Origin of the sequence: Herminiimonas glaciei, from assembly GCF_042664955.1 — a bacterium.
Taxonomy (GTDB): Bacteria; Pseudomonadota; Gammaproteobacteria; order Burkholderiales; family Burkholderiaceae_D; genus Oxalicibacterium; species Oxalicibacterium glaciei.
The window spans coordinates 2,057,780-2,080,634 of sequence record NZ_JBHTBU010000001.1 but is presented as its reverse complement, the minus strand read 5'-3'; the positions used below and the strand labels follow the sequence as shown (position 1 = coordinate 2,080,634).

Here is a 22,855-nt window from a genome sequence, read left to right as displayed (position 1 = left end):
CGGTGAAACAACGGTCGTGATACTTCAGCGGGCCATCGTCAAATTCGGTCAGTCGCGGAAGTAGCCGCGTCGGTCAGTTGCTTGAAATAGGCACGTGCTTCCACCGCATCGCGGTTAATCGCGGCGGTCAGCGTCGGCAAGTCTGTGTACTTTTCTTCGTCGCGCAGTTTCTTCAGGAATTCCACGCGGATCAGGCGGCCATAGCATAGGTGCGAGTAGTCGAACAAATGCGTTTCCAGTAATACGCGGCCGCTATCGTCCACAGTCGGGCGCACGCCTATGCTGGCGACGCCGGGCAATGGATGGTCGTCGAGACCATGCACTTGCACTATATATATACCGGACAGCGCAGGATGTTTGTGCGCGACGCGTACATTCAGCGTCGGGAAGCCTATGGTGCGACCCAGCTTCTTGCCGTGGATGACATGGCCGGACATCGCATACGGATGGCCGAGCAATTCTTCTGCACGGGCAAAATCGCCATGCAGCAAGGCTTCACGCACCGCCGATGAAGAAATGCGGGTGCCGCTGCTGGTCACGGTAGGCTGCGATTCGACATGGAAGCCGTATTGCTTGCCTGCTTCGATCAGCGTTGCAACATTACCGGCGCGTTTGGCACCGTAGCAAAAGTCATCACCGACGATCAGCCATTTGACGTGCAAGCCCTGCACCAGGATTTTTTCTACGAATTCCTGTGGTGACAGGGAAGCGAAGTGCGCATTGAAATGTTCGACGATGACGCGATCGACGCCGGCTTTTGCCAACGACTGTAATTTGTCGCGCAGGGAGGCGATACGCGTCGGCGCCTTGGATGGATCACCGGCACGCGCGGCAAAGAATTCACGCGGGTGCGGTTCGAACGTCATCACGGCTGATTCCAGCCCCATTTTCGACGCGACTTCGCGCAAGCGTGCCAGCAGGGCCTGATGGCCGCGATGCACACCGTCGAAATTGCCGATTGCCAGCGCGCAGGGCGCACGGGAAGCAGCATTGGGAAGTCCGCGAAATACCTTCATGTAATGAGTGAGTGAAACTGTCGCAAAACCTTGAATTATAAATGCTTTCGTCGGGTTTCCCTGCGACTAAGATCGTTGAATGGGGCAAACCGCTGCGCGGAAAGCTGATTTTCCGCATAAGGACGTGCGCCGAGGCGCTTGCTACATCTCGCCCCAGACCGCATTCAGGGCCGCCAGCGCCGACAATCCGGCGGTCTCGGTGCGCAGCACACGTGGGCCCATGGACAGCATCAACGCGCCTTGCGCCAGCGCGAGGTCTTCTTCCTTGTCGGTAAAGCCGCCTTCCGGTCCTATCATCAGGGCGACCGATTGCGGTGGATGATGGCGCGCCCAGTCAGACAGGGATTGTTCGGCGCGCGGACTGAGCAGGATGCGTTTATGTAAATCCTTTTGCTGCACCCACTGGTTGAAATCGACCGGCTCGGCCAGCGCCGTCAGGCGATTGCGCCCGCTTTGTTCGGATGCGGCGACGATCACCCCTTGCCAATGCTGCATCTTTTTGGCTGTGCGCTCGGCGGATAGCCTTACCACGCAACGCTGTGCGGCCAACGGCTGAATGGCATGGACGCCAAGTTCGACGGCTTTTTCGATGATCCAGTCCATTTTGGATGCTTCGGGCAGCGCCTGCGCCACGGTCACCGCGTACGGCAATTCGACTTCGCGCGGGGTAAACAGTTTGATTTCAGCTGTCACCCGTTTCTTTTCTATAGTGGTAATGGTGGCGGTGTATTCGCCGCCTTCGCCATTAAACAGCGTGATATGGTCACCGCTGCCCAGGCGCACCACCTGGATATGGTGGGCGACATGGTCTGGCAGGGTGACTACCGCGCCGATGGTGAGCGGCTGCGGGCAATAAAAACGAGGCATCTGTGATCCGTTGCTTGTCTTTTCGACATGGTTTTGCGACAAAATAGGGCATCGCAATGTTTAATTTAGGTGAAACTTCGGCCAAAGGCCGGAATTCGATTTTAGTCTGGGCGCGCCACTCTGGTAAAATATGCGGCTTCGCAGCAAAGAGTTTTTTATTTGCTTGTGCACCAGTATTTTGTTCCGGATTTGATTCTATTCCATTCGACTCGCCATCTACACAAATCACATGACTTCCACGCTCCCGACTACCAAAATGGCCAACGCAATCCGTGCGCTGGCAATGGATGCAGTACAAAAGGCCAATTCCGGTCACCCCGGTATGCCTATGGGGATGGCAGATATTGCCGTCGCTTTGTGGGCCAATCATTATTCGCACAATCCGGCCAACCCTAAATGGGTCAACCGCGATCGCTTTGTGTTGTCGAACGGTCATGGTTCGATGTTGCATTACGCCTTGTTGCACCTGACCGGTTACGACCTGTCGATGGATGAAATCCGCAACTTCCGTCAATTGCACTCGAAAACCCCGGGTCACCCTGAAGTTGATATCACGCCAGGTATTGAAACCACTACCGGTCCGCTGGGCCAGGGCATCACCAATGCCGTCGGTATGGCATTGGCAGAAAAACTGCTCGCGGCTGAATTCAATCGCCCGGGCTTTGAAGTAGTTAACCACCACACCTATGTGTTCCTCGGCGATGGTTGCCTGATGGAAGGCATTTCGCATGAAGCATGCTCGCTGGCCGGCACCTTGCGCCTGTCCAAGCTGATCGCTTTGTACGACGATAACGGCATCTCGATCGACGGCCACGTTGAAGGCTGGTTCACCGACGATACGCCTAAACGTTTTGAATCCTACGGCTGGAATGTCATCCGCGCAGTGGACGGCCATGACGTCAATGCAGTTGACGCAGCGATCAAGCAAGCCAAAGCCTCCGACAAGCCAACGCTGATCTGCTGCCGTACCGTCATCGGTAAAGGTTCGCCGAACATGGAAGGCACGCACAATGTGCACGGCGCAGCGCTGGGTGACAAGGAAATCGCCGCAACCCGCGAAGCGATGGGCTGGACCTATGCGCCATTCGACGTGCCTGCAGACGTGTATGCAGCATGGGATGCGAAGGAAAAAGGCCAGGTACTGGAATCCAACTGGGATGGCTTGCTGAAATCGTATAGCGAAAAATTCCCGAAAGAAGCCGCCGAACTGGCACGCCGCATGGCCGGCGAATTGCCGGGCGACCTGAACAAGGCGGTCGACGCTTACATCGCTGCATGCGTAGAGAAAAAAGAAACCATCGCCACCCGCAAAGCGAGCCAAAACGCGATCCAGGCGCTGGCACCGGTATTGCCGGAATTCCTCGGCGGTTCGGCTGACCTCACCGGTTCCAACCTGACCAACTGGAAAGAATGCGTTGCAGTCCGCGCTGACCAGGCCGGTAACCACATCAACTACGGTGTGCGTGAATTCGGTATGAGCGCAATCATGAACGGTATCGCCCTGCATGGCGGTTACATCCCGTTCGGCGCGACCTTCCTGACCTTCTCAGATTACAGCCGTAATGCATTGCGCATGGCCGCACTGATGAAGCTGCGTTCCATCTTTGTATTCACGCACGATTCGATCGGCCTCGGTGAAGACGGCCCGACCCATCAATCGGTTGAACACGTGTCCAGCCTGCGCCTGATTCCTAACCTCGATAACTGGCGTCCATGCGATACCGTTGAGTCGGCAGTGGCATGGGAGCAAGCGGTCAAACGCAAAGACGGTCCAAGCACACTGATTTTCTCGCGCCAGAACCTTCCGTTCCAGGAACGTACAGCAGAACAAATCGCCAACATCAAACGTGGTGGCTATGTCTTGCGTGACGCACCGAATGCCAAGGCGATCCTGATCGCGACCGGTTCCGAAATCGAACTGGCAAGCAAATCGGCGGATGAATTGGCCAAGCACGGCGTGGCAGTACGCATTGTTTCGATGCCTTCGACTGACGTCTTCGACCGTCAGGATGCAGCTTATAAAGCCAGCGTCCTGACCAAAGGCGTGCCACGCGTGGCAATCGAAGCCGGCGTCACCAGCTTCTGGTACAAATATGTCGGCCTCGAAGGCGGCGTCATCGGTATCGACACCTTTGGCGAATCGGCTCCGGCCGGCGTGCTGTTCAAGCACTTCGGCTTCACGGTCGAAAACGTCATCGCTGCCGTCAAGAAGACACTGGCGTGACCGAGATCACTTTCCGCCGCGCGACGGCTAACGATGCCGAGGCCATAGCGGCCTTGCGCGTAGACAGCTGGCGCACGACTTATCGTGGCGTGATGCCGGATGCCTATCTGGATAGCATGCGTGCGGAAGAAAGTGCTGCGATGTGGTCGCAGGTATTGCTGGCGGATTTGCCGACGATTTCGATTTTCGTGGCGGAAGCAGGGACTGAACTGGTCGGCTTTGCCGCCGGCATGTACCTGATGCCGGAGAAGCATGAGATGAATGCCGAATTGACGGCGATTTATCTCAAACCGATTGCCCAGCGTGGCGGCGTTGGTCGCCGTTTGCTGGCCTTGGTGGCAGAAGCATTGCAAAAGCAGGGCGCGCACAGTTTGTTGGTGTGGGTCATTGCAGGCAACCAGGGTGCACGCCAGTTTTACGAACAGCTGGGTGCAGAGTTGCTGATTGAACAGCCGTTCACATGGGACGGCCTGGATTTGATGGAAGCCGGTTACGGCTGGCGCGACCTGCCTGCACTGCGGCAGGCTTGTGCTGAATAAGGACTGAATATTTTTGTTTGCTGTTGAATTTTTCTGGAGAAAAAGATGACCATCCGCGTTGCAATTAATGGCTACGGCCGTATCGGCCGCAACATCCTTCGTGCACATTACGAAGGCGGCAAAAAGAATGACATTCAAATCGTTGCGATCAATGATCTCGGCGATGTTAAATCGAATGCCCATCTGACCCGTTATGACACCGCGCATGGCAAATTCCCAGGCACCGTTGAAGTTGACGGCGATTACATGGTAGTCAATGGCGACAAGATCCGCGTATTCGCACAACGCAATCCGGCTGACATCGGCTGGGGTGAATTGAACGTAGACGTCGTGCTGGAATGCACCGGCTTCTTCACCACCAAGGAAAAAGCTTCGGCCCACCTGAAGGGCGGCGCCAAGAAAGTCATTATCTCGGCACCAGGCGGCAACGACGTGGACGCAACCATAGTGTTCGGCGTCAACAACAATGTCTTGAAATCCACCGACACCGTGATTTCGAACGCATCGTGTACCACCAACTGCCTGGCTCCATTGGTCAAGCCTTTGAACGACAAGATCGGTGTGGTTAACGGCTTGATGACAACTGTTCACTCTTACACCAACGATCAAGTTCTGACCGATGTGATGCATGAAGACTTGCGTCGCGCCCGTTCGGCAACCCAGTCGATGATCCCGACCAAAACCGGCGCAGCCGCAGCGGTTGGCCTGGTCTTGCCGGAGCTGAACGGCAAGCTGGATGGTTTCGCAATCCGCGTTCCGACCATCAATGTTTCGCTGGTTGACCTGTCTTTCATCGCTGCACGCGACACGACGGTTGAAGAAGTCAACGCGGTCATGAAGGAAGCGTCGGAAGGTTCGTTGAAAGGCATCCTGACTTACCAAACCGAGCCGCTGGTATCGGTCGACTTTAACCACAATCCTGCTTCGAGCAACTTCGATGCGACCCTGACCAAAGTGTCGGGCCGTTTGGTGAAAGTGTCGTCGTGGTATGACAACGAATGGGGTTTCTCGAACCGTATGCTGGATACTACGGTTGCTTTGATGACTGCCAAGTAATTCAGCTATGCATAAGTAAAACGCCCCGGGATTCGGGGCGTTTTTTATTGGTGGGCTGCTTTCGTTCTAGCCGGGCGGATTCGGTTCCTTCTTCGCGGCGAAGTGCGTTGCCGGATGTGGCGCGGTGCGATGTGTATAAGTCCCAAAGTTATCCCCGTTTTTTGTGCACAGGCTTGTGGATAACCTTAGGGCAAGTCACTTATGTCATTGATAGATAAGTGATTTCATTTCATGCTCAAAAGTGGGCATGCGCTGACATGAGTGGGAGTATTAGCTGAATACTGCACTCCACAAAGCTTCTACGTTCGCAATTTCCTCGGCAACCCGCTCAGTCTCAACCCGGGCTCGCTCAGCCCCTTGCAATCGTATCTGATGCTGCATCTTGCGGAAGGTACGGTAAGCATCCGCCACCTTGCCTGACAAGGTCTGGTCAATCAGCCCCAGCTCACCGCATAACTTCAGCAAGGCAATATTGCCGATATCACCCGTCAACTGCGCATGCTGTGCCGAATCGCGCAAGACCAGGAATTGCACGATGAATTCGATATCGATCATGCCGCCGTTGTCGTGCTTGAGGTCGAACAGATCTGTACGGTTCGGATGCGCATCATGCAGTTTCTTGCGCATATCCAGCACATCACCCTTCAACTTCACCGGGTCTCGCGTCTGGCGCAATACCTTGACGCGTATTGCTTCGAAGCGGGCACCGATGTCGGCATCACCGGCACAGAAACGGGCGCGCGTCAGGGCCTGGTGTTCCCAGGGCCAGGCCGAGGTGGTCTGGTATTTCTCAAAAGAAGAAACAGTCGACACCAGCAAACCACTGGCACCGTCAGGTCGCAACGCAATGTCGACATCGAACAGGATGCCGGCCGGTGTGTGCGCAGTCATCCAGGTGATGAAGCGTTGTGCCAGTTTGGCGTACAAGCCCGGCGCTTCCTGGTCGTCGTCGTCATAGAGGAAGATGACGTCGAGGTCGGACGCATAGCCTAGTTCCTTGCCACCCAGCTTGCCGTAGGCAATCACCGAGAACTTGGGTTCTTCGCGATGGCGGGTCGGTAGCGTTTTCCAGATCGCATGGATGGTTTCGGCCACCAGCTTATCTGCCAGTTCGGATAGATGATCGGCCAGGCGTTCGACGCTGAGGTCGCCGACCAGATCCTGTGCCAGCAGGCGTATCAGTTGCGCGTGGTGCATTTCGCGCAGCACGTCCATTTGCCGTTCGGTATCGCCGGGTGTTTCATTGAGTCGCTGGCGGCAGTCTCGCGCAAAGGCATTCCAGTCCGGTGCCGCTTTTAGCGTGCGGTCGTCCAGCAATTCGTCGAGCAGGATAGGGTGGCGCGTCAGGTATTGCGCGGCCCAATCGCTGGCAGCGATCATGCGGATCACCCGTTCCAGTGCATGCGGATATTCGGTCAGCAGTGCCAGATAAGCAGCACGTCGCGCAATTGCCTCGAAGAAATTCAACAGGCGATTCAAAGCCAGCGAACGGGTTTCGGTGACTTTGGCGATGATAGGCAATGATGCATTAACGAGTGCCACCAACTTGTTGCGGCTGGCTTCCGGCAGTGATTGAAGGCGTGGCGAGTGCCAGGTCGACAGCAAGCGCTGCGCGGCGTCGGCCGCATGGTCGAAGGACAGGGTGGTCAGATAGGTTTCTATTGCTTCCGCATTGTCGCTATCGCTCAGGACTGCGCTCAGCTCTGCATCGACGTTTTCATCGGTGGCAGTGTCGCTGGCCTTGTCGCTGAAGATTTCATCGAATTGGGTTGCAACCAGCTTGCGTTGTTCTTCCAGCGCCGCCAGCAGCGAGGCGACATCGTTGTATCCCATCATTTGCGCGACGATCAGGCGATCGGCTTCATTCGCCGGCAGCGTGTGGGTTTGCGCATCGTCCAGGTATTGCAGCCGGTGTTCCAGGTTGCGCAGGAAGGTATAGGCATGCAGCAATTGCTCGACCACTTCGGGTTTGAATAACTGCTTTTCAGCGAGGATGCGCAGCGTGCGGCGGGTTGAGCGGTCCCGCAACGCGGCATCGCGGCCGCCGCGTATCAACTGGAATACCTGCGCCAGGAATTCGATTTCGCGGATGCCGCCGCGACCCAGTTTGACGTTATTGCTACGATCCGGGTGGCGCGCTTCCTGCCGTGTGACTTCGGCACGGATTTGCGCATGCATATTGCGGATTGCATCAATCGAGCCGTAATCCAGGTAACGGCGATAGACGAAGGGACGGATGATTTGTTCCAGCGCTGCGATATCGGCCGGTTTGCCGGTCAGTGCGCGTGCCTTGACCCAGGCATAACGCTCCCATTCGCGGCCTTGCACGATCAGGTATTCCTCGACCATACCAAAACTGGCGGCCAGTGGGCCGGACACGCCGTTAGGCCGTAAAGCCATGTCGACGCGGAAGGTAAAACCGTCTTCGGTGATCTCGGACAGCGCGGCGATCAGCTTCTTGCCGAGCCGTGTAAAGAACTCATGGTTGGACAGCTGGCGCTGTTCCGGCGTGGTGGTGACGGTTTCGCCATCTTCCGGATAGACAAAAATCAGGTCGATATCTGAAGAAACGTTCAATTCGCCGCCGCCCAGCTTGCCCATGCCAAGCACGATCATTTCCTGGGTTTCGCCCGATTCGGCACCGACCGGCGTGCCGTGGATAGCCACCATATCGGCCATGACGGCAGCCAGGTGCCGCTGTACCGCGAAGTCGCCGAAGGCGGTCATGGTGTCGACCACTTCGGCCAGGTCGGCCTGCCCGCTGAGGTCGCGCCGGATCAGGGTGGCGATCACCAGATTGCGCAAACGCCGCATTGCGGCCGGCAACGAGGCGCCGCCATCTGTTTCGTTTTGTAAAATCCGAGCGAAAACCTCGGGGTTCAGGGATAATTTGCCGACTTCGGCTACCTTTTGTGCGCGGGATTCATCCGCGTTAATCCATCGGGTATAAAACCGGGATGCAGCAACTTGGGTCAAAGGTATGTTCGTCACGGGCTGGGAGAGAGTATCCTAGGGGTTCTTGATGATTGCGGTGTAAGTCCGCGCTGTTGTCGGCTTATGTCAGTTTTTGGCCTGCCGGCTGTTTTATTCTACGCGAAGTCGACTCACCGACCTTTTTGATTGATGCCTACAGATCAACGTCCACCAGAACCGAGCCCAAATGCCCATCAGTTGCAGACAGGCTGGCGCTCGATCCAGGCATGCGTAAGCTATGCAAACCGGGCCAGCTTTAATGCGCTGTGCTGGCTGGGCAAGCTGTTGCTGGTGGCTTATTTCATATTCTGTGTGCTGTTCCTCGGTTTGCGCTACGTCGTCTTGCCGCAAATCTCCAACTACCGTGTCGATGTGGAAAATGTCGCGACCAAGGCGATCGGGCGTCCGGTCACCATCGGTTCTATCGACGCTTCCTGGCACGGCTTGCGTCCTTTCCTGTCACTGGACAATGTAGCGATTTACGACAAGGCCGGCGATGTCGCCTTGCGCCTGCCGAAAGTGTCGGCCACCGTGTCATGGTGGTCAGTCATGGTGGCTGACCTGCGCCTGCACAGCCTGCAGATAGAAAAGCCGGATATGGACGTCGAGCGCGACGCCAATGGCAACTTCTATGTCGCCGGCATGCTGATCGATATGCAAAAGGATGGCGACGGCAAGGCTGCCAACTGGATATTGTCGCAGCGTGAAATCCGTATCAAGGACGGGCGGTTGCGCTGGCAGGATAAATCACGGCAGGCACCGGAGTTGTTGCTCAGTGATGTGAATATGGTCTTGCATAATGAAGGCCGGCATCATCAGTTCGCACTGAAGGCGACCCCACCTGCTGCCATAGCTGCACCGCTGGATGTGCGTGCAGCTTTTGATCATCCTTATTTTTCCAAGAAAATTTCCGACGCGACACGCTGGACCGGCACCATTTATACCGCGGTCCGCGATACCGAGCTGGCGGCATGGAAAACCTATATCGACTTCCCGTTTGAGTTGCAGCAAGCCAAAGGTTCTTTACGTGCGTGGCTGAGCTTCGACCATGCGCGCATCGCCGACCTGACCGCTGACCTCGCCTTGTCCGATGTGTCGGCGCAATTACGCAAGGATCTGGTGCCGCTGGAATTGACGTCGGCGTATGGCCGTATCGCAATCAGTGAACCATTGGATGCGAGTCCGCGTGATGGCAAGCCGACCTTCGGTGCACAGGGTTATACGATTTCACTGATGAATTTTGCGCTGCAGACACGCGATGGCCTGGTGTTGCCGAGCACGACCTTGAGCAAGCGTTATGTGGCGGCAAAAAAAGACGTTCCGGAGCATGCAGAAGTCCTGGTCAAGCAACTGGACTTGCAGGCCTGGGCCAACTTCGCCGGTCGTTTGCCGCTGCCGGAAGAGCAGTTGCGCATGATCAGCGATTTTGCGCCACGTGGCCTATTGAAGGATTTCTCGGCACAGTGGACGGGTGCTTATCCGGAGATTGCTTCATACAAAATCAAGGGAGATTTTGCGAATTTGGCGCTGAACGCGCAGCCGGCCCGTTCAGCCCGCGCCGCGACGGCGAGTACACCGGCACAAGCGGCGGTCCCGGCGATCCCGGGCTTCGAGAATTTATCCGGACGCATCGATGCCAACAGCCAGGGCGGCAACATCGTGCTGGCATCCGACCAGCTCAAGCTGGCCTTGCCGACGTATTTCTCCGAGCCTGAAGTGGCTTTCGATACCTTCAATATGGATGCGCAATGGGCCTTCCAGAAGAACGATCAATTCCTGCTCAGCGTGAAGGGCCTGAATTTTGTACAGCAGGGTTTGACTGCTTCCTTGTCCGGCACACACCTGATGCCTTTGCACAAGAAGGCCGGACATGACCTGGGTACGATCGATGTGAGCGGCAATATCTCCGGCCTGGAATTGAACAAGATAGGCAATTACCTGCCGACCGCGATGAATCCGGATTTCCGCAACTGGTTATCGCATGCCTTGATCGCCGGTACCCTGCGCGATGGCCGTATCAAGTTGAAGGGTGACCTGGCGCATTTTCCCTTCCACACCACCAAACCGAATGAAAAGCCAAAAGGCGAATTTACCTTCGGTGGCCGGATCGATGATGGCGGCCTGAACTATGCGCCTGATTTGTTTGCCAAGGATGGCAAGAAGCCGATGTGGCCTTTACTGGAAAAAGTGAAGGGCACCATCCTGTTCGACCGCACCCGTATGGAAATCAAGGGTGAAAGCGGCAAGACCAATGGCGCGGATGTATCGAATGTGAAAGCGGTGATTCCCGATTTGCTGTCGGATAATCCTGTGCTGGAAATCGACGGCAATGCCGCCGGTACCTTGCAGACCCTGGTGCAGTACACGCTGGACAGCCCGGTGGCGGAATGGATAGATCATTTCACCGATGAAACCAAAGCCAGCGGCAATGCGACCCTGGGACTCAAATTGCAATTGCCGTTGCACAAAATGATCGATGCCAAGGTGCAGGGCATACTGAAATTCAATAACAATAATGTGACGTTGCAAAATGTGATCCCGATGATGTCGGGTACCACGGGGCAACTGGAGTTCAATGAAAAAGGTTTGACGCTGAATGGCGTCAAGTCGACTTTCCTCGGCGGACCGCTGACGGTGTCCGGCGGTACGCAAAAGGATGGCAACATCCTGATCAAGGCGGACGGCACGCTTACCGCATTGGGTTTGCGTAAAAACTACCCGTCGCCTGCGATGCAAAAACTGACCGACAAAATCAATGGCAGTACGCGCTTCGGCGTCAGTATAGGCGTGCGCAGCAAGCGCGTGGATATCGTGGTCGACTCCAATCTGCGCGGCCTGGGACTGGACTTCCCGGCACCGCTGAACAAGGCTGCCAAAGATGCCTTGCCACTTAAGTTTGAACAGATAGGCTTGCAATCCGATAGCGCGACCATGATGCGCGACAACATCAAGGTGGCATTGGGGCCTTCGATTGTCGCCAATTACGCACGCGAAAAAAATACCTCGGTCGCTAATCCTGAATGGCGCGTGGTCTACGGCGGCATCGGTGTGAATACACCAGCCCCGACGCCGAACAGCGGACTGGCACTCAATCTCAGCCTGCGCAGCCTGAATGTTGATGACTGGCTCAAAGTGATGGCGACCGATGCACCTGACCCGAAGAAGAAGGTAGCCGTGGATCCGTTAAGCGTCATTAATCTGTCGCAGTATGTCGATCCGACCAGCATCGCGGTACGCGCCACTGAATTAAATTTGCTCGATAAGAAATTTGACAACGTTGTACTGGGTGCCACGCATGACAAAGGCGCGTGGCAAGCCAACGTCGATGCGGCGCAAATGTCCGGCTACATAACGTGGATAGAGTCTTCATCCGGACGTGGCCTGGGTAAAGTGACCGCTAGGTTGTCCTCGCTGACGATACCGAAAACGGCCAATACCGAAGTCAAGAACCTGCTCGACGGCGTGGATACCGCAACCGAAATGCCGGCACTGGATGTGATTGCCGACAACTTTGAATTGATGGGCAAGAAACTCGGTCATCTCGAATTGATTGCGAACTATGTGCGCGCGACCGAAGGCAGGGAATGGCGTATCCGCAATCTGTCGCTGAGCAATCCGGATGCAAGCCTGAAGGCCAGTGGCAGCTGGCTGGCGAAGCGGGGCGGCAATAGTTCCAGCCTCGACTACAACATGAACATCAATAACGCGGGCAACCTGCTCGGTCGTTTCGGCTTTGCTGATGTGCTGCGTGGTGGCAAAGGAAAAATGGAAGGCACCATCAGCTGGAAGGGCTTGCCGTTCTCCATCGATTACCCGAGCTTGTCCGGCAATATCAACCTCGACATGGCCTCCGGCCAGTTCCTCAAAGTCGAACCGGGCGCGGCCAAACTATTGGGTGTGTTGAGCCTGCAATCGATACCGCGTCGCCTGACCCTGGATTTCCGCGATGTCTTTTCTGACGGCTTTGCGTTCGACGGCATCACCGGGAGCGCCAATATCAACAATGGTGTGGCTTCCACCAACAACCTGAAAATGCGCGGCGTCAGCGCCACGGTATTGATAGACGGCTCGGCTGATATCGACAAGGAATCACAAAACCTGCGTGCAGTGGTGATCCCGGAAATCAATGCCGGGGCTGCCTCGGTTGCGTATGCGCTGGCGGTCAATCCGGTCATCGGTGCCGGTACCTTCCTGGCACAATTATTCTTGCGTGAACCGTTGGCGCGCGCATTTACGTTTGAATACATGATTACCGGGCCGTGGAAAGACCCGAACGTCACCAAGGTAGATCGCAAAAACGAACAATCTTCAACACCCGTGCCACCACCAACGCCCGGTTAATGTGTTGAAAACGAGCGTACAGAAAGCTGAATCATGACGAATTCCCTCTCGCGCGTTGCCGCGATCCAGATGATTTCCTCTCCTTCGATAGAGGAGAATATTGCGACGGCCAAACGCCTGATCGCCGAGGCGGCACAGCAGGGTGCGCAATTGATCTTGCTGCCGGAATACTGGGCGGCGATGGGGATGCATGAGACCGATAAGCTGGGTTATGCCGAGCAAGTGGATGCGGGACCTATCCAGGAATTCATGGCCGCGACTGCACGCGAACATCAAATCTGGCTGATAGGCGGGACCTTGCCGCTGGCGGCGCAGGTCGCTGACAAAGTCCTGAACACCATGATGGTGTACAACCCGGCAGGTGAGCGCGTGCAGCGCTATGACAAAATCCACCTGTTCAGCTTCACCAAAGGTGAAGAATCCTATGATGAAGCACGCACCATCGTGGATGGCCACGATGTGACGACCTTCGAGGCACCGTTTGGCAAGGTCGGTTTGTCGGTTTGCTACGACTTGCGTTTCCCTGAGCTATATCGCGCGATGGGTGATTGCACGCTGATCGTGGTACCGGCCGCATTTACTTATACAACCGGCAAGGCGCACTGGGAAATCCTGCTGCGCGCCCGTGCGATTGAAAACCAGTGCTATGTGCTGGCGGCGGCGCAGGGCGGCCGCCATAAAAACGGCCGTACCACCTGGGGCCACAGCATGCTGATCGACCCTTGGGGTGATGTCAAAACCGTGCTGGCAGAGGGCGAGGGGCTTGTAATTGGCGATATCGAACCCCATTATTTATCAGGTGTTCGGGAAAATCTTCCTGCATTGAAACATCGCAAGCTGTAGTAGTTGGGGGCGAAGGAGCCATTTGCTCTACAATTCGCCTATCCGAATCAATTTTTGCGCTTGACGCGTGAATAGCAAAGACACAATGACTCCATTCGAACCAAATCTCAAAACGCTAGCCGTCGCCCGCGATGTACTGTTGACGCCTTTTGGCCTGGATGAATCCGTCCTGATCAAAACGCTGGGGTCGATGTTTACGCATCGCGTCGACTATGCAGATTTGTATTTCCAGTTCACCAAGAGTGAAGGCTGGAGTCTGGAGGAAGGCATCGTCAAGACCGGTAGCTTTTCCATCGACCAGGGCGTCGGTGTGCGTGCCGTGTCCGGTGACAAGACCGCATTCTCGTATTCGGATGAAATCTCCGAACGCGCCTTGCTCGAGGCCGCGCAGGCGACCCGTACCATCGCACGCCAGGGCGCAGGCAAGATCAAGGTGGCGTCGGCGATCCAGCCTGCTGGCGGCCGTTCGCTGTACCTGCCGCATGATCCGCTGACTTCGCTGGATGCAACGGAAAAAGTAAAGCTGCTGGAAAAAATAGAACGTATCGCACGCGCCAAAGATCCGCGTGTGGTGCAAGTCATGGCCGGCCTCGCCGGTGAATACGACGTGGTACTGGTGGTGCGCAGCGATGGTGTGCTGGCAGCCGATATCCGTCCTTTGGTACGCGTTTCGATTACTGTCATTGCCGAGCAAAACGGTCGTCGTGAAATGGGTTCCAGTGGTGGCGGTGGTCGCTATAGCTATGCTTACTTCGACGATGAATTGCTGGAAAAATATGCGAGCGAAGCAGTTGCTTCGGCGCTGGTGAACCTTGAAGCGCGTCCGGCACCTGCCGGCCCGATGACCGTGGTGCTTGGCCCTGGCTGGCCGGGTGTGCTCTTGCACGAAGCGATCGGTCACGGCCTGGAAGGCGATTTCAATCGCAAGGGTTCCAGTGCATTCTCCGGTCGCATCGGTGAACGCGTCGCGGCCAAAGGCGTGACCGTGGTCGATGACGGCACCATTGCTGATCGTCGCGGTTCACTGAATATCGATGATGAAGGTAATCCGACGCAGTGCACGACACTGATTGAAGACGGTATCCTGAAAGGCTATATCCAGGACACGATGAATGCGCGCCTGATGAAAATGCCGGTGACTGGTAACGCACGTCGTGAATCGTTCGCGCACCTGCCTATGCCGCGCATGACGAATACTTATATGCTGGGTGGCGACAAGGACCCGGCGGAAATCCTCGCTTCTGTAAAGAACGGTTTGTATGCGGTGAACTTCGGCGGCGGTCAGGTCGATATCACCAACGGCAAATTCGTGTTCTCGGCCAGCGAGGCTTATATGATAGAAGACGGCAAGGTAACTTATCCGGTCAAGGGTGCGACCCTGATCGGTAACGGCCCTGATGTTTTGAATCGCGTATCGATGATAGGTAACGATATGCGCCTAGACAGCGGCGTCGGTGTGTGCGGCAAGGAAGGACAAAGCGTGCCGGTAGGCGTCGGTCAGCCTACGCTGCGTATAGATGGCGTTACAGTGGGTGGTACGGCTTGATAGTGTTGGTATTCAAGCCATAATTGCCATATCTGCTACGCCTTTTTACCGTTTTACTTGCGAAACCTGCTGATTTATTGCACTATTACTGACAGATAACTGCATTACACGTGAAAACATGACTTCCTCGCGCTTCCAATTTTACTTTTACTTTAGCTATTCCAGCCCAACGGCGGTGGAGAAGCGGTAAGCGCGCAGGTAAAAAAAGCTTAGACCGAAATTCTTTAAAAAACCGCCCGCGATGGCGGTTTTTTATTTTTGCAGAACAGATTTTGACTGGAGAAAAACATGCCACGCACAGATGATTTACGGATTCGAGAAATGAAAGAACTGACGCCACCATCACATTTGATTCGCGAGCTTGGCATCTCCGACAAGGCAGAAACGACCGCAGCGAATGCGCGTATCGCACTGCATCGCATTTTGCATGGCCAGGATGACCGCCTGATGGTGGTGATCGGACCATGCTCTATCCATGACACCAAGGCCGCGATGGAATATGCGAACCGCCTGATCAAGGAGCGCGAGCGCTTTGCCGGCGAACTGGAAATCGTGATGCGCGTCTACTTCGAGAAGCCACGTACCACGGTCGGCTGGAAAGGCCTGATCAATGATCCATACATGGACAACAGCTTCCGCATCAATGACGGTTTGCGGATTGCGCGTGAACTGCTGTTGAACATCAATGAACTCGGCCTGCCGGCAGGTACCGAATTCCTCGACGTGATCAGCCCGCAATACATCGCCGACCTGATCAGCTGGGGTGCAATCGGCGCACGTACTACAGAATCGCAAGTGCATCGCGAACTGGCGTCCGGCCTGTCGTGCCCGGTCGGCTTCAAGAACGGTACCGATGGCAATGTGAAGATCGCGGTGGATGCGATCAAGGCCGCATCGCAGCCGCATCACTTCCTGTCAGTGACCAAGGGCGGTCATTCCGCGATTGTGTCGACACTTGGCAACGAGGATTGCCACATCATCCTGCGCGGCGGTAAAACGCCTAACTACGATGCTGCCAGCGTCGAACAGGCGTGCAAGGACATTGCTGCAAACGGCCTGGCATCGCGCCTGATGATCGATACTTCGCATGCCAACAGCTCGAAGAAACCGGAAAACCAGATCCCGGTCTGTGCCGATATCGCCAAGCAGGTTGCCGGTGGTGACACCCGTATCGTCGGCGTGATGATTGAATCGCACCTGGTCGGCGGTCGCCAGGACCTGATCCCGGGCAAGGAACTGGTCTATGGCCAATCCGTGACTGATGGATGCATCAACTGGGAAGACAGCCTGGGTGTATTGGAAGGCTTGGCGGAAGCGGTCAAACAACGTCGCCACGTCAAGGATCCGGACGCTTGAGTTAATTAAGCGAAAAGCAAAACGGGCACTGAATTCAGTGCCCGTTTTTTATTGCCGCGAATTTTATCGAAAGATTTAAAAGCGTTTGGTCAGCAACATTTGCTCGCCTTCGCGCCGCATCTCGGTACGCTTGAGGAAGGACATGCCGAGCAGCGCAAAACCAAGGTCGTTTTCCTGCACCAGTGCATCAACCTGGTTGAGCACAATGTCGCCAACCTTCACCGTATTCAGGATGACGTGGTACGCGGGGACGGTGCCGTTCGCCGTATTGACGTAGGTCGGGCGGCCTTTCTTGTAATCGATGCCGAGCCGACGGGCATCGGCGGCGGAGAGGGAGATCATCGAGGCGCCGGTATCCACCAGCATGCGCATGGTACCGCCATTGATTTGGCCCTGGACCAGGAAGTGGCCACGGGCATCGGCTTGCAGCGTGACGCTGCTGGTGCCGGATGGCGCGGCACGATTGACGTGGCCGCCGATATCGATGCGCTGCTTTTTACCGTTGGTTTCGAAGGTGGCGCTGGTCTGGTTCACATCGACCAGCATGACACCGGAGCTCACGGTATTGCCGACCGAATAGGTTTTGGGTGCAGCGCCATCAATCACCAATACCGCCTTGCCGGGAAACAGGCCGACGACGCTGATGTCAGCCGCCTGTACCTGCAGGGCGCTGAGACTGAGCAGGGTGGTAAGCAGTGTCGTTTTCATGGGTAGCCTGGGCTGGAATGAACTGCTTGCCGGTCGGGGATGATTAGTCGCGGAAGTTATTGAATTCCAGTGGCAGGTCGGCGACTTCCTTGCGCAGCATTGCCATCGCGGCTTGCAGGTCGTCACGTTTGGCACCGGTCACGCGTACGGCGTCACCCTGGATGCTGGCTTGCACTTTCATCTTGCTGTCCTTGATGATGCGCACGATTTTCTTCGCAGCTTCGGTTTCGATGCCGTTCTTGATTTTGATGACTTGCTTGACCTTGTCGCCGCCGATTTTTTCTATCTTGCCGCGGTCGAGGAAGCGGACGTCGACATTGCGTTTGACCAGTTTACCGGTCAGGACGTCGAGTACCTGGTTCAACTGGAATTCGGAATCGGCATAGGCGGTCAGGTCACGGTCTTTTTGTTCAACGCGGGCATCGCTGCCCTTGAAATCGAAACGGGTGGTGATTTCCTTGCCGGCCTGGTCGACGGCGTTTTTTACTTCGACCATATTGGCTTCGGATACGGTATCAAATGATGGCATGGCGGTTTCCTTCTTGCTTGGCTCGCGGCAGGTAGCCGCGAAAGCCTGTTGTTCATTGGTTTGGCTGCCATTCTAACGGACAAAAAACCGGGCAGCTAGTGCTGCGATTATAATCGCCCACTATGACTCATTCCTTGCCCGTACAGTACAACTTTTCCTTGCGCCAGCTGAATACCTTCGGCGTGGCGGCAAGTGCGCAAGCCTATCTCCCCGTAAGCAATGTGGCGCAACTGGAGCAAGTGCGGCAGGATGCCGCGCTGGCTGCCTTGCCGCGCCTGGTGCTGGGTGGAGGCAGCAATATCCTTTTGACACGCGATTTCCCCGGCCTGGTATTGCATATCGGTATCAAGGGTATAGAAATCGTCGGCGAGGATGATAGTGCTACCTATGTCCGTGCCGCCGCCGGTGAAAACTGGCACCAGTTTGTGCAGTGGACGCTGGCGCAGGGCCTGGGCGGACTGGAAAACCTGTCGCTGATCCCCGGTAGCGTCGGTGCGGCACCTATCCAGAATATCGGTGCCTATGGCGTCGAGATCAAGGATAGTTTCCACTCGTTGACACTATTCGATTTCGAAACCGGCGAACAGCTGGTACTGGACAAGGAAGCCTGCATGTTTGGCTACCGTGACAGCGTGTTCAAGCATCGGCTGCGCGACCGCGCGGTGGTGCTGGACGTCACCTTTGCCTTGCCCAGGCAATGGCAAGCCAATTTGCGCTATGCCGATGTCACGCAGGAACTCGCGGCACGTGGTATCAGCCAGCCGACGCCGCAAGACATCAGCGCAGCAGTGATCGCCATCCGTACCCGTAAATTGCCGGACCCCGCAGTCATTGGCAACGCGGGTAGTTTCTTCAAGAATCCGGTAGTGACGGCAGCGCAGCGGGATGCCTTGTTGCAGCGCTATCCGCAGATGGTGAATTACGCGCAGCCGGATGGCAGCGTAAAGCTGGCGGCAGGCTGGCTGATCGACCAGTGTGGCTGGAAGGGCAGGACCGCCGGTGCTGCCGGCGTCTATGAAAAGCAGGCACTAGTGCTGGTGAATCGGGGCGGTGCCAGCGGTACCGACATTGCGCAACTGGCAGCAGCCATACAGGCCGATGTGGCGCAACGTTTCGATGTGCAGCTCGAGCCTGAACCCATCTTCCTTTGATTCCTGGAAATACCGTATGGATACGAAATTTTTATTGCAGGTCGCGGGTAGCTATCTTGCGCTTGGCCTGCTGTCTTTCGCCGCTTACGCGATTGATAAATCGGCGGCACGCAAAGGTACATGGCGCATCAGTGAAAACAATTTGCACCTGCTGGATTTGCTTGGTGGATGGCCGGGTGGCTGGCTGGCGCAAAAAATCCTGCGGCATAAAACCAGCAAGCCTTCATTCCAGCGGATTTATTGGGTGACGGTCGCACTGCACTGTGCCCTGGTAGGCTGGCTGTTATCGCCTTATGGCAGCGATATGCTGCAGGCCATCGGAAGTGCCGGATAAAATCCTTATGCAGTACCGACCCGGACCGGGCCGGTACTGATCCGGATTTCCTTACTTGGACAGGTAGATATCCTTGTCCTTGTCTTGCAGGAAGACTTGCGTGTAGCGGCCGACAGTCGCATTCGCGTATTGCTCTTCCCCATAGCTACGGCAGGGTGCGCAGGCATAGCGCGGAATTTGTACCGCGAGGATATGGTTACGCGTATCGTCGCAGCGTGAATCTATCACCACGGTGCCGCCGCAATCCGGACATGAGCGCACGGTTTCATTGATGGTCTCGCGGATACCGTCGGTATCGTAGTAAACATCCATGCTGCGCTTGTGGAACTCTTGTTCCGGATACACCTGTTCACGCAAGGCGTGGCGATTGTTCCAGTGATGGAAAGTCGCATCCTTCAGTTTTTCCAGATAAGCAGTGATGTTGGCCGGTTGCTTCTGGCTTTCCGCATCGTAGTCCGGTTCCTGGATATGGCTGAAATCCATGCCTGCCATTGCCAGGATGATGCCGGTATTGATGTAGGGCAGCGCGGTTTCGATGGAGTAACCGCCTTCCAGCACTGCCAGGTCCGGCTTCAGGCGCTGGTTGAGTACGGCATAACCATGCGCGGTGAATTTCATATTGGTGATCGGATCGGAGTAGTGATTATCCTGTCCGGCCGAGTTGATGATCAGGTCCGGTTTGAATTCATCGAGGATAGGCATGACGATTTCATCCAGCACGTAGAGGAAACCTTCTTCGCAGGTATCCGGTGGCATCGGCAGGTTGATGGTGGTGCCGAAGGCATTCGGGCCGCCGAGTTCATCGGCGAAGCCGGAGCCCGGGTAAAGGGTGCGGCCGTCCTGGTGCATCGAGATGAAGAGCGTATTCGGGTCGTGCCAGAAAATATCCTGGGAACCGTCGCCGTGATGGCAATCGGTATCGACGATGGCGATTTTCTTCACGCCATATTTGTGGCGGATGTATTCGACCATGATGGCTTCCATGTTCAGCGTGCAAAAGCCACGGCTGCCATGTACCACGCGATAGGAGTGGTGGCCGCAAGGGCGCACCAGCGCGAAGGCATTATCGACTTCCTTGGTCATCACCTTGTCTGCTGCGGTAATACAGCCGCCGACCGCAATCAGGTGCGACGCATGCACGATCTCATCGATGCCGGGCACGCAAAAATGCACACGCTGGATATCTTCCGCGGTGGCGACGCCGGGTTTGAATTCCTTGATATTGTCGAAGTCCAGCAGGCCTTCTTCGAATACCTGGTCCTGCGTGTACAGCAATCGCTCTTCGCGCTCCGGATGCGTTGGTGAAATCGCATAATCAAATGCCGGGAAAAATACCAATCCTGTTTTCTTAGTCACGATGTGTTCCTCACACTTGTTCTTGCTTACTGTCGTTTATTGTTGTTGCTTGATAAGTCCGGGTTTGATCTGCAAGCGGACGCGTATGTTTTTGCCGGTGGTGGCGTAACCATGGATGACGTTGAATGACTGCAGGTCAGCGACTTCCACTTCGAGGTCTTCGTCACGTGCACCAGCAGCCTTGGCGATTTCCAGCAATCTTTCCTTGCCGATATCGACGATTTCATCGACGCTGATGCGCGAAGAAATCTTTTGTTTGCGACCGTCTTCGGCGAAGCTCAGTTGCTGCGATTCGGTATCGGCCAGCAGATTCAGTTCTACCGTTGTGCGCGCCATTGCCGCACCGCTGGCATTGATCACTTCCGAATCCTGCGGCACGATGGCAGGCAAGGCCAGCAATGCGCCAACCTGTTCGGCGATGTATGGCGCCGGGCCACCGACCGCGATCAATTGCTGCGGGTTCAGTACCTTGCCTTCCAGCAGTTCATGGATGGTGTAGACCGGCTTGCTATTGACCTCGGCAATCATTTCGTTGACCTTGGTCGCGATGCGCGCGCACATGGCATCAACGATCGCTTGTGCAACTTGTTGTGGTGTCTGCTGCAAGCTGCCCGCCAGGCTCTCCATCGCACGCAATGCCTTGGCCTGGTCGCCTATGTTGGCGCGGCCAAGTACGATCAATGCATCGGTCGGTGTTGGTACCGGGCCGTCGAAGGCCATCGCCGATCCCTTGCGTTCCGGGCCTATCTGCAATGCGCCATCGATCACTTGCACATGACTGTCGCCACCGAGCGCCATCGAATGCGTGAGCAGGCCGCGGATCAGTGTCTTGTGCCCTTCGATCTCTACGCCTTGTGGTTCCAGCAACGGCGCGCCATCGGCGAACAATGCGATATCAGTGGTGGTACCGCCGACGTCGATCGAAACCGAATCAGCAGTCGAGCTGACGAAAGGCAGCACCCCCATGATGGTGGCAGCCGGGCCGGACAGGATGGTTTGTACCGGATACTTGCGTGATTGCTCGACGCCTATGGTGCCGCCGTCTGCCTTCAGGATGAAGAGCGGGACATCGACACCCAGTCCCTGCAGGTAGCTGGCCAATTGATCAACCATGCGGCTGTGCAGGCGCCAGATTGCAGCGTTCAGGTAGGTGGTTGCGATACGGCGGGGGAAATTCAGGACGCCGGATTGATGGTGGCCGAGTGAAACATGGCTGGCTTGCCCATCAAAGTAGGCACCGACTTCCTGTTCGTGTACCGGATTGCGGGTAGAGAATTTACCGATCACCGCCAGGTTGTCTATCTTGTCGGCGCGGAATTGCTGTTTCAGGGCTTCCAGCTCGTCATCTTCCAGCGCTTCGGCTTCCTTGCCGCGATGGTTCATATAGCCGGCGATCAGGTGGGTCTGGTCAGCGAGTGGCAAATCCTTGGGCGACACGCCGGGGCCGTTCATGACGATCAGGCCGACCGGATCGAGCTGGTTCTGTGCCACGGCATTGGTGGAGATGGTGGTGCTGAGGACGATGCGATGCAATTGCCTGATATCGTCCGGAGTAGCCACGGCCTGGGTCGCGCGCATGACGCAACCGAGGATATCGTTCTTGTCGGTCAGTACTTTGGACTTGCGGATGATTTTGCGGTTTTGCATCAATACCGAATCGGTATGGGTGCCGCCGACATCAATTCCAAGAATCATGCTTTTCTTTCTTAGTTAAAACACAGCGGGTAAGTCGCGCGATGTAAATGTAAGTTAATTCAAACTGGCAGAGAGCAATCTTTAACAGCGTCATTATGGTGGAAGGCATGCAAGGCCGTCCAGACTACAGTTCAAAATGAGGGCAGTGCTATTGGAGCCAGATACTTCACCTTTAATAAAAAAGCCCGGCTTCATGACAACCAGCCGTTCTATTAAAGTGTAAAACGGTCAAAAATCCCCTCTAACCTAGCTTAGAGGGGATTTTTTACTCCCTGATATAGATAGCGAGTGAAGTTATATGTCGTCTTGGCGTTATTCGTG

General features: G+C 55.8%; 16 protein-coding genes. 9 read left to right on the top strand and 7 right to left on the bottom strand.

Annotated elements, in window-relative coordinates; all coding sequences use genetic code 11:
* Window positions 1-38: 38 nt before the first annotated feature.
* Both ACFQPC_RS09340 and ACFQPC_RS09335 read right to left on the bottom strand, forming a co-directional pair.
* Window positions 39-1,016, bottom strand: a complete 978-nt coding sequence (locus tag ACFQPC_RS09340; RefSeq protein ID WP_382271593.1) for a bifunctional riboflavin kinase/FAD synthetase — start codon at window positions 1,014-1,016, stop codon at window positions 39-41.
* A 141-nt stretch (window positions 1,017-1,157) separates the two neighbouring features.
* Complete coding sequence (locus ACFQPC_RS09335) at window positions 1,158-1,883, bottom strand: 16S rRNA (uracil(1498)-N(3))-methyltransferase (protein ID WP_382271592.1); 726 nt, start codon at window positions 1,881-1,883, stop codon at window positions 1,158-1,160.
* A 229-nt stretch (window positions 1,884-2,112) separates the two neighbouring features.
* Here ACFQPC_RS09335 and tkt point away from each other — a divergent pair, with 229 nt between their 5' ends.
* Genes tkt through gap form a run of 3 tightly spaced genes read left to right on the top strand, consistent with a single transcriptional unit; the run spans window position 2,113 to window position 5,702 of the window.
* The gene (tkt, locus tag ACFQPC_RS09330) at window positions 2,113-4,107 is read left to right on the top strand and encodes a transketolase (protein WP_382271591.1); all 1,995 of its coding nucleotides are present in this window, start codon (window positions 2,113-2,115) and stop codon (window positions 4,105-4,107) included.
* Window positions 4,104-4,646 carry a GNAT family N-acetyltransferase gene (locus tag ACFQPC_RS09325; protein WP_012078696.1) on the top strand — a complete coding sequence of 181 codons (543 nt, stop codon included), beginning with the start codon at window positions 4,104-4,106 and terminating at the stop codon, window positions 4,644-4,646. The genes tkt and ACFQPC_RS09325 overlap by 4 nt, the downstream gene beginning before the upstream one ends.
* A gap of 45 nt (window positions 4,647-4,691) precedes the next feature.
* Complete coding sequence (gene gap, locus ACFQPC_RS09320; protein WP_382271590.1) at window positions 4,692-5,702, top strand: type I glyceraldehyde-3-phosphate dehydrogenase; 1,011 nt, start codon at window positions 4,692-4,694, stop codon at window positions 5,700-5,702.
* A gap of 270 nt (window positions 5,703-5,972) precedes the next feature.
* On the opposite strand, the gene glnE is transcribed toward gap, so the two are convergent.
* The gene (glnE, locus tag ACFQPC_RS09315; RefSeq protein WP_382271589.1) at window positions 5,973-8,693 is read right to left on the bottom strand and encodes a bifunctional [glutamate--ammonia ligase]-adenylyl-L-tyrosine phosphorylase/[glutamate--ammonia-ligase] adenylyltransferase; all 2,721 of its coding nucleotides are present in this window, start codon (window positions 8,691-8,693) and stop codon (window positions 5,973-5,975) included.
* Between the two features lie 132 nt (window positions 8,694-8,825).
* Between glnE and ACFQPC_RS09310 the strand changes: the two genes are divergently transcribed.
* The 4 genes from ACFQPC_RS09310 (at window position 8,826) to aroG (ending at window position 16,761) form a co-directional block, all read left to right on the top strand.
* The gene (locus ACFQPC_RS09310; protein WP_382271588.1) at window positions 8,826-13,016 is read left to right on the top strand and encodes a YhdP family protein; all 4,191 of its coding nucleotides are present in this window, start codon (window positions 8,826-8,828) and stop codon (window positions 13,014-13,016) included.
* 33 nt (window positions 13,017-13,049) lie between these two features.
* Window positions 13,050-13,859 carry a carbon-nitrogen hydrolase family protein gene (locus ACFQPC_RS09305; protein ID WP_382271587.1) on the top strand — a complete coding sequence of 270 codons (810 nt, stop codon included), beginning with the start codon at window positions 13,050-13,052 and terminating at the stop codon, window positions 13,857-13,859.
* 85 nt (window positions 13,860-13,944) lie between these two features.
* Window positions 13,945-15,405 (top strand): metalloprotease TldD, encoded by a 1,461-nt coding sequence (gene tldD / locus ACFQPC_RS09300; RefSeq protein WP_382271586.1) that lies wholly within the window; start codon window positions 13,945-13,947, stop codon window positions 15,403-15,405.
* 288 nt (window positions 15,406-15,693) lie between these two features.
* The gene (gene aroG, locus ACFQPC_RS09295; protein WP_382271585.1) at window positions 15,694-16,761 is read left to right on the top strand and encodes a 3-deoxy-7-phosphoheptulonate synthase AroG; all 1,068 of its coding nucleotides are present in this window, start codon (window positions 15,694-15,696) and stop codon (window positions 16,759-16,761) included.
* A gap of 75 nt (window positions 16,762-16,836) precedes the next feature.
* Here the strand turns inward: aroG and ACFQPC_RS09290 are convergent, their stop codons facing one another.
* Both ACFQPC_RS09290 and ACFQPC_RS09285 read right to left on the bottom strand, forming a co-directional pair.
* Window positions 16,837-17,469, bottom strand: a complete 633-nt coding sequence (locus tag ACFQPC_RS09290) for a retropepsin-like aspartic protease family protein (RefSeq protein ID WP_382271584.1) — start codon at window positions 17,467-17,469, stop codon at window positions 16,837-16,839.
* Window positions 17,470-17,512: 43 nt separating this feature from the next.
* Entirely contained in the window at window positions 17,513-17,998 is a 486-nt protein-coding gene (locus ACFQPC_RS09285; protein WP_175625305.1) for a YajQ family cyclic di-GMP-binding protein, read from the bottom strand.
* Window positions 17,999-18,120: 122 nt separating this feature from the next.
* Between ACFQPC_RS09285 and murB the strand changes: the two genes are divergently transcribed.
* Entirely contained in the window at window positions 18,121-19,149 is a 1,029-nt protein-coding gene (gene murB / locus ACFQPC_RS09280; RefSeq protein ID WP_382271583.1) for a UDP-N-acetylmuramate dehydrogenase, read from the top strand.
* A 16-nt stretch (window positions 19,150-19,165) separates the two neighbouring features.
* Window positions 19,166-19,483 (top strand): DUF1294 domain-containing protein, encoded by a 318-nt coding sequence (locus ACFQPC_RS09275; protein WP_382271582.1) that lies wholly within the window; start codon window positions 19,166-19,168, stop codon window positions 19,481-19,483.
* Window positions 19,484-19,534: 51 nt separating this feature from the next.
* Here ACFQPC_RS09275 and ACFQPC_RS09270 read toward each other — a convergent pair whose 3' ends face one another.
* Together ACFQPC_RS09270 and ACFQPC_RS09265 are read right to left on the bottom strand one after the other, a co-directional pair.
* A complete protein-coding gene (locus tag ACFQPC_RS09270) occupies window positions 19,535-20,839 on the bottom strand; it encodes a histone deacetylase family protein (protein WP_382271581.1) in 1,305 nt (434 codons plus the stop codon).
* Window positions 20,840-20,875: 36 nt separating this feature from the next.
* Window positions 20,876-22,534, bottom strand: a complete 1,659-nt coding sequence (locus tag ACFQPC_RS09265; protein ID WP_382271580.1) for a hydantoinase/oxoprolinase family protein — start codon at window positions 22,532-22,534, stop codon at window positions 20,876-20,878.
* Between the last annotated feature and the right edge of the window lie 321 nt (window positions 22,535-22,855).

What these genes read in the sequence shown, in the direction of transcription:
- ACFQPC_RS09285 (WP_175625305.1), bottom strand. Translation starts at nt 17,998, where the DNA reads ATGCCATCATTTGATACCGTATCCGAAGCCAATATGGTCGAAGTAAAA.
- aroG (WP_382271585.1), top strand. Translation starts at nt 15,694, where the DNA reads ATGCCACGCACAGATGATTTACGGATTCGAGAAATGAAAGAACTGACG.
- ACFQPC_RS09265 (WP_382271580.1), bottom strand. Translation starts at nt 22,534, where the DNA reads ATGATTCTTGGAATTGATGTCGGCGGCACCCATACCGATTCGGTATTG.
- ACFQPC_RS09335 (WP_382271592.1), bottom strand. Translation starts at nt 1,883, where the DNA reads ATGCCTCGTTTTTATTGCCCGCAGCCGCTCACCATCGGCGCGGTAGTC.
- ACFQPC_RS09305 (WP_382271587.1), top strand. Translation starts at nt 13,050, where the DNA reads ATGACGAATTCCCTCTCGCGCGTTGCCGCGATCCAGATGATTTCCTCT.
- gap (WP_382271590.1), top strand. Translation starts at nt 4,692, where the DNA reads ATGACCATCCGCGTTGCAATTAATGGCTACGGCCGTATCGGCCGCAAC.
- ACFQPC_RS09290 (WP_382271584.1), bottom strand. Translation starts at nt 17,469, where the DNA reads ATGAAAACGACACTGCTTACCACCCTGCTCAGTCTCAGCGCCCTGCAG.
- ACFQPC_RS09310 (WP_382271588.1), top strand. Translation starts at nt 8,826, where the DNA reads ATGCCTACAGATCAACGTCCACCAGAACCGAGCCCAAATGCCCATCAG.
- murB (WP_382271583.1), top strand. Translation starts at nt 18,121, where the DNA reads ATGACTCATTCCTTGCCCGTACAGTACAACTTTTCCTTGCGCCAGCTG.
- ACFQPC_RS09340 (WP_382271593.1), bottom strand. Translation starts at nt 1,016, where the DNA reads ATGAAGGTATTTCGCGGACTTCCCAATGCTGCTTCCCGTGCGCCCTGC.
- tldD (WP_382271586.1), top strand. Translation starts at nt 13,945, where the DNA reads ATGACTCCATTCGAACCAAATCTCAAAACGCTAGCCGTCGCCCGCGAT.
- ACFQPC_RS09275 (WP_382271582.1), top strand. Translation starts at nt 19,166, where the DNA reads ATGGATACGAAATTTTTATTGCAGGTCGCGGGTAGCTATCTTGCGCTT.
- tkt (WP_382271591.1), top strand. Translation starts at nt 2,113, where the DNA reads ATGACTTCCACGCTCCCGACTACCAAAATGGCCAACGCAATCCGTGCG.